Consider the following 6243-nt stretch of genomic DNA (forward strand, 5'->3'; position numbering starts at 1 on the left):
TTCAGTCGCGTTGGTTGGCGGTATAGTCCAAATCATTAGCCCACTCGTTTAACATGGTTCGGCTCTCGCCCAATAGCAGGGTTTGGGTCAGGCCGTGGTAAAAGTCGGCTCCCTGTGATTCCACGTTCTCTTGCGGTATTGAGTTCATTACTATGCCCATACCGTGCTGAATATCGGCAAGATGGTTTTCCGCGCCCTTCATCAATTCGGTTAAGACTTCCGTTTCCTGCTTGCTCAATTGGCGAATTTGCGGCTCGGCCAGTTTGAACAGGTTGTCCAACAAGCTGCAAAGACAGGTATAGCCTGCGGTAGCGTTGATGGTTTTAGGGGTGTTGGTGGTGTTGGTTTTCATGATATTTGCTCACTTTCCGGCGGTGCTTTACTTTTGTCATGACTGATATAAATCAATCACTTACAGAAACACACGCCCAATTAAAGATGTAGTTCCCCCTGCTGTAACGCATATCAGCAATAGCAAGGGCGGTTATTGGGGCTTAGTTTGGCGTGTGGCCGTCTGAAAGCTGCCAGCCGTAACGACTGCAAAACAAACGCACGGCCAGTAATGCGCTCTCACGCGTGTAAGCAACGGCAATACGCTGCCAGCACTGATTGTCGGGGCGCATGATTTCAACCGTGTAGCTGGTGTGTGGTTGGTCGGTATCCCATGTGTCGCGGTAAACACGATAAGCGGCGGTGTAATTCATGGTTACACCCCGCCCGAAACGATACGGCAAACACACCAGCGGCGGCCGGTCTGAATGATGTTGAAACGGTAATTGAGTTTGCAGCGTTGCAAGCGGTCGATATGGCGGCCTGCTTCGGCCAGCGTATCAAAGCTGCGGATTTTTTGAGAAATAATCGGGCGCGTGAATGCGCTGCGGATAGGCTTTGCGGTCTGTGTTTGATGATTCTGCATTTTGAATGCTCTCTTTCATGTTGGCTTAATCAAGCCGCTGCAACTTCTCACGGTTGCGGGGCGGCAAGCAAAGGGCAAAGGGTGAGAAACTGGCAACATGAACCAGCAAGGCATAGCCTTACTTTGCCCCCGCTTACCATTGAAAGAGATAATGCAAGGGGAAACGCAAGCGTAAAAAATCCGCTTCAATCCTGTGAAGATTTGGGCGGCTGCTTGCCATGTTGTTCAGCTTCTCACGGCTGAATCTGCTATTGAACAGATGACCGTATTATTGCCTGATTGCCCGTTACTCTGCAAGCGTGCTGCAATTACCAAAGGGTAACGGCTTGATTAAGCGGGGAATGTTTTCAGACGGTCTAAGCAGTTAATACCGCCTGTTGCTGTATAGCGGCACGGGTCGGGGCGGCCATGGTAAACAACAACTGTTTACGCTCTTGATATGGCAAGCCTTGCCCGATTAATGCGCTGTTTTGTGCTTCAAGGCGGATTAATGTTTTCAAGGCGGTTTTATCCAGCTTGGCGCGGTCTATCGCTTCGCGCTTGCCTGTCAGGGCTTCATTGCACAAAAGGGCTTCATTGCTGTAATGGTGTGATTGGGTGCCTTTGCCTGCTGCTTGGCGGCTTGCCTGCAAGATTTCAGACATGATTTGATAGCCTAGCTTGCTTTCGGCTCTTGCTGATTCCCATGCTTTACCGCCACTCATGATTTCTTCAATTTGTTCATCACACCAAACCGCAAAATCAACATCACACCAGCGGGCAAAAGCTACGGCTAGTTTCGGGTGCAGCCATGTGCCTTGCCTGCTTAAGTCATTACCGCCTTTAATGGTTTTTACGAAGTGAGATTTTCTCACTTCGGGTTTATTCTGCTTCTGTGCTTCAGCCTTGCACAAAGCCGCTATATACCGCTCTGTATCGGGCAAACGTAACCAGTCGATAGGCCGCTTGCCAAACATGGCCGCTATTTCGGTTGCGTTAAACCATGCTTTGCGGTCAGCGGTAACTCCGCTGCCGTTATAGTTCAAAATAAGCAATTTCATACCCCTGCTCCTTTCTCTACTGCCAGTGCCAGCGTGAAAATGCCATGCTTCACGGTCTTGCCGTGCTTGTTAACGTGTGGCTGCATGGTGCAGATGATTGGATAACCTGCCGCCCGTAATTCACTGATACGCGCGGGAAAGCCCATAATGCCCATTTGCGCGGCCTGATAGTGGGTCAGGCTCTGCCCGCTCTGCAACACGGCTAGGATTTCGCCGCATTGAGATGTGGGCGAAAAGCGGTTATCATGGCGGGCGTGGTGAAGGCCGTCTGAAATGCTCTTGCTGGTGTTTCGGGCGGTTTTGTTTTGTTGCATAGCGTCCCCCTTATACTCGATTGTTTGCGGCCAAATTACCGATATAGTCGCTGATTTCGCTTTCCAGCCATGCGGTGCTGTTTTCCCCTACTTTAATCGGGCGCGGTAAGTCGGCACGGTGGTGGCGGCTCTTTGGGTTGTTCCAGTTCCACCATGTGGAAACAGAAACGCCAAACAGGGCGGCGCATTCTTTGGCACGGATAAGTTTATTTACTTGCACTGGATAGATTCCTATCGCGTTGTTTACGATAGGTGCATTTTGCAAAATAAAAATGCATAAAAAAATGGAATTAGGATTTTATTTAACCTAATTCCATTCAGTGAAAGCCTTATAAATAAAGGCTAGAAAGGTAGATTACCTTTAAATTTATTTCTGTGGTTTACGTCCAGTCGATGCCCATTCAGGGCGGATAACCTGCGCTATTCTGCTTGCCATGGTTTGGGTGATTTTGTCGTTTGAATGGCTAACTACCCATGCGGCAATATCTGCATTATCAGGGTGAGTATCTCTCTCAAGTGGGTTAGCATTACCCCAAAATTTTGAAAAAGCAGAATTAGCAAGTTTTAAAGCTAATGGCCGCTCATGGAAAGCCCTCTGTTCAGTCTCATCATTTTCACTAGCACTTATTCCAAGTTCTGCAAGTAGTGCAGCATTCTTCATTTCTTGTATTTTCTCTTTTTCCTGTTGTATATCCGCTAAAACTTTATCAACATTTGGTAAATCTACATAATCTTTATGAAGAATCCTGTGGGCATATTCTATTACTTGGCTCTTGAACAGAAAAAAATCAGTTTTAAAAAACTCCTCCCCTTCAAAATCAAATTCGGCTATGCTTTGTAAATAAAGATAAAATGGTCGTGCTATATCGCTTTTCCTATATTCTGTTTGCGTGATATCCAATCTAAAGGCATCTTCATCAATCATGCCGTCATCAGTAAAAGAGCCTTCTTCTTCGTCTCTTAAAACCGTTACATGGCCAAAACCATCATTTAACCTTTCGTTATAATCAATCAGTAAAAACCTTGCTATATCTAATAAATGCGCTTCTCCTCCATCTGCCCTTTGAATATACTTCAATGCATTTTCAAATGATATGTAAAGGCTATTCTTTTTTTCTAGCTCCTTTTGGATAAAACTCATCTCTACGCTCCCCTGCGCTCTTTCCCCATCAAAATCAAAACCACACCAGCAAGGCTAGGGAATGCCCTGTTTTCGCCGTTGGTAGCTAATCGCGGGCTAGGTGTGGCGGTAAACGTTTCAGACGGCCTTTGCAGTTTCCTGTGTTTGGCCGGTCAATTTCAGATATTCCGCATAAGTCATCAATACAAATTCAGGCTTGCCCCGATTGGTTACGATAACCGGCGTGGCTTGCGCGGCCTGCTTTGCCTTTCCGCGTTGCTGGTTAAATTCGCGGCTTGTCATGGTTTTCATGATTGCTTTTTCCTTACTCGGAATCATCGGATAATGTAGCTACATTTTACCATGCAATAGACGGCATTCAACGTGATTGCATAACTTAGGCAGCAAAAAGCCCCGCCGCATTGCAAACGGTCGGGGCTGTATTTTTCGGGCTTCAGTTTTATACAAAATTATACATAGCATGGCTAATTATACAAATGCTGTATAACGCGCAAAAAAACACCAGCGGCGCGGCTGGTGTTGGGGTAAATCTGCTACACGGTAAGCATTGGCAATATGGCCGCCGTTACCAATCAAAATCAGGTATCGTAAAATCAACATTGGTAAAATCTACATCCAAAATTAATGCGTCGATAGCTTGGCTAAAATCCGATTGCAATTGAACAAAATCTACTTGCTGGTCTGTCATTGTGTTAATCCTGTTTTGATAATTTCAAATAAAAAAATTCCCTGCCATTGTTGAAATGGTCAGGGTTTTGTTTTGGCTCCCCAAAGTCAGCTAGGCGTTTCTTTACGTTATAAAGATAAAGCATCATCCATTCCCTCGCGCGTATTGCTTTTTCCTGATATCAGGAAAATGGTCTAATACTTACTTCATCCATTCTCGCGTTCTCGCGCGCGCGCGCGTATTGCTCCGAAAACTCATCATTTCCCGCTATATGCTTAGGGCATTATAGCAGCTTACTGCCAAAGGTAAAAATACCCAATACCCGTTAATGGCTCAAATTTCCGATTTAACAGCATTTATCCCAAAAGGTATGCAAAGGGGGTATTTCCAAGCCAAGAAATGCGCTCTGTGATGAAATTTACCGCCCTGCTGTCGATTTTCTGAATATGCAGTCATCACACCGACAATTTAATCAGCAACCAAAGCGGAAAAACTAAAAATGTTCCCGCTGCGTTCCCGCTCTGTTCCCGCTGATAGAATATGGTTAATTATAAAAATATGTATATATATTATATGGTTATGTATTGATGTTCCCGCGTTCCCGCTGTTCCCGCTGTTTTTCTCGCGCGCGTATGGTGTTTTTCTCAAGGCAATAAAAAACACCAGCCGATTAAGCTGGTGTGTTTTCAGACGGCCTTTACTTCCCCGTCTGCTTCAAGCATGGTCAGTGCTTCCCGATAATGGCTGCGCAATAGATCGCTATACCATTGCATAAACTCGGTACGTTCGACCATATAGTCGGCGCGGTTATAGGCCGCTCTAATCCTGTTGTCGTCAATGTGGGCTAACTGCCTTTCAATGGCATCGGCATTATAGCCCTGCTCATTCAGAATGCTGCTTGCAAGGGAGCGGAAACCGTGGGGCGTGGCAATGCCGTAATAACCCATGCCGTTGATGATTTTGCCTGCGGTGTTTTCGCTGATATAGCCATCGGCGGCGGTGAGGCTGGGAAATAGATAGGGGGTATCCCCTGTTTGGTCGTGCAGTTCGTTTAACAGCTCAATCGCCCAATCAGATAAAGGGATTATATGCTCACGCGGTCGCTTCATGCGCTTGGCTGGGATAGCCCATACCTTGCGCTCAAAGTCGATTTCCTGCCATTGGCCGCCGCGTATCTCTTTATTGCGGGCAAAACAAAGCATAATCAGCATAATACAAATACGGTTTGACGGCTTGCAGTCTGCCAGTATCAAACGGCGGTAAAACTCGGTCAGCTCTTCACGCGGTAAGGCGGGCATAGGGCGCGTTTCAGACGGCTTGATATAGCCTTGCAGCAAGGCGGCGGGATTGCGGTCGGTCAATTCTTCAAAGCCCGCATAGGTAAATACCGCGCCTATCCATTGTCTGATTTTCTCGGCGGTTTCTGATACACCCCGCTCGGTCACTTTATCCAATACGGCCTTTATCTCTTTCTTGCCGATTTCGTTTATCGGCATTTCGCCAATAACGGGGAAAACATCGGTTTCAAAATACCGCCAAACACGGGCGGCATGATTGGGCTTCCAGCCTTTGCGCATGATGTTCTTTTCGTGCCATGCCTTGGTAACGTGGGCAAAGGTATTGAGTAAGGCCGCCCTACGCTCTTGCTTGGCCTGCTGCTTCATGGCGGCGGGGTCTTGGCCTTGGGCAACCATACGGCGGGCATTCTCGGCTGCTTCTCGGGCTTCCACTAAAGAGTTTTCAGGGTATTTGCCGATTGATAGGGTTTTACGTTTTCCATGAATGGAAAAATCAAGCCGCCATAACTTACCGCCGCTGGTGTTGATATACAAATATAAGCCGCGTCCATCATTCAGCTTGTAGGCTTTATCAGCGGGTTTTGCATTCTTTATTTGTCGGTCGTTCAAGGGCATTTTACGGTACTTTTTTAAAGGTATTTTTCTACTACCGTATAAAATACCGTAAATTTATGGTTTATTCAATTAGACGGCATTAGATGATATTAGACAGCAAGAAAGCATTGAATCAGCCTGAAAGCCTTGTCAGTATTGAATTTGGTCGATTGCGTTAGATTGCATTAGACAAAAAAAATACCCCTAAAAGGGGTTGGGTGGTGCGGACGGAGAGACTCGAACTCTCACACCTCTCGGCGCCAGAACCTAAAT

The 6243-nt window shown here is 46.5% G+C and carries 10 protein-coding genes; all 10 read right to left on the reverse strand.

What is annotated here, in order from left to right; genetic code table 11:
- Position 1: 1 nt before the first annotated feature.
- The 10 genes from Q4C79_RS01125 to Q4C79_RS01170 all read right to left on the reverse strand — a co-directional run bounded on the left by Q4C79_RS01125 (position 2) and on the right by Q4C79_RS01170 (position 5991).
- Entirely contained in the window at positions 2-352 is a 351-nt protein-coding gene (locus Q4C79_RS01125; RefSeq protein WP_303089192.1) for a hypothetical protein, read from the reverse strand.
- A 142-nt stretch (positions 353-494) separates the two neighbouring features.
- Positions 495-704, reverse strand: coding sequence for a hypothetical protein (locus tag Q4C79_RS01130; protein ID WP_303089193.1), 210 nt, complete (start codon positions 702-704; stop codon positions 495-497).
- Between the two features lie 2 nt (positions 705-706).
- On the reverse strand, positions 707-916 hold the full coding sequence (locus Q4C79_RS01135; protein ID WP_303089194.1) for a hypothetical protein: 210 nt from the start codon (positions 914-916) through the stop codon (positions 707-709).
- Between the two features lie 356 nt (positions 917-1272).
- Positions 1273-1956 carry a KilA-N domain-containing protein gene (locus Q4C79_RS01140; protein ID WP_303089195.1) on the reverse strand — a complete coding sequence of 228 codons (684 nt, stop codon included), beginning with the start codon at positions 1954-1956 and terminating at the stop codon, positions 1273-1275.
- Positions 1953-2270, reverse strand: a complete 318-nt coding sequence (locus Q4C79_RS01145) for a helix-turn-helix domain-containing protein (RefSeq protein ID WP_303089196.1) — start codon at positions 2268-2270, stop codon at positions 1953-1955. Before Q4C79_RS01145 ends, Q4C79_RS01140 begins: the two co-directional genes overlap by 4 nt.
- Positions 2271-2280: 10 nt before the next feature.
- Entirely contained in the window at positions 2281-2490 is a 210-nt protein-coding gene (locus tag Q4C79_RS01150; protein WP_303089197.1) for an AlpA family transcriptional regulator, read from the reverse strand.
- 147 nt (positions 2491-2637) lie between these two features.
- Complete coding sequence (locus Q4C79_RS01155) at positions 2638-3411, reverse strand: hypothetical protein (RefSeq protein WP_303089198.1); 774 nt, start codon at positions 3409-3411, stop codon at positions 2638-2640.
- Between the two features lie 117 nt (positions 3412-3528).
- The gene (locus Q4C79_RS01160) at positions 3529-3702 is read right to left on the reverse strand and encodes a type II toxin-antitoxin system prevent-host-death family antitoxin (protein ID WP_303089199.1); all 174 of its coding nucleotides are present in this window, start codon (positions 3700-3702) and stop codon (positions 3529-3531) included.
- Positions 3703-3976: 274 nt separating this feature from the next.
- Complete coding sequence (locus tag Q4C79_RS01165) at positions 3977-4099, reverse strand: hypothetical protein (protein WP_303089200.1); 123 nt, start codon at positions 4097-4099, stop codon at positions 3977-3979.
- Positions 4100-4764: 665 nt separating this feature from the next.
- The gene (locus Q4C79_RS01170) at positions 4765-5991 is read right to left on the reverse strand and encodes an integrase arm-type DNA-binding domain-containing protein (RefSeq protein ID WP_303089201.1); all 1227 of its coding nucleotides are present in this window, start codon (positions 5989-5991) and stop codon (positions 4765-4767) included.
- Positions 5992-6243 lie beyond the last annotated feature (252 nt).

This window comes from Neisseria sp., from assembly GCF_030523955.1.
GTDB lineage: Bacteria > Pseudomonadota > Gammaproteobacteria > Burkholderiales > Neisseriaceae > Neisseria.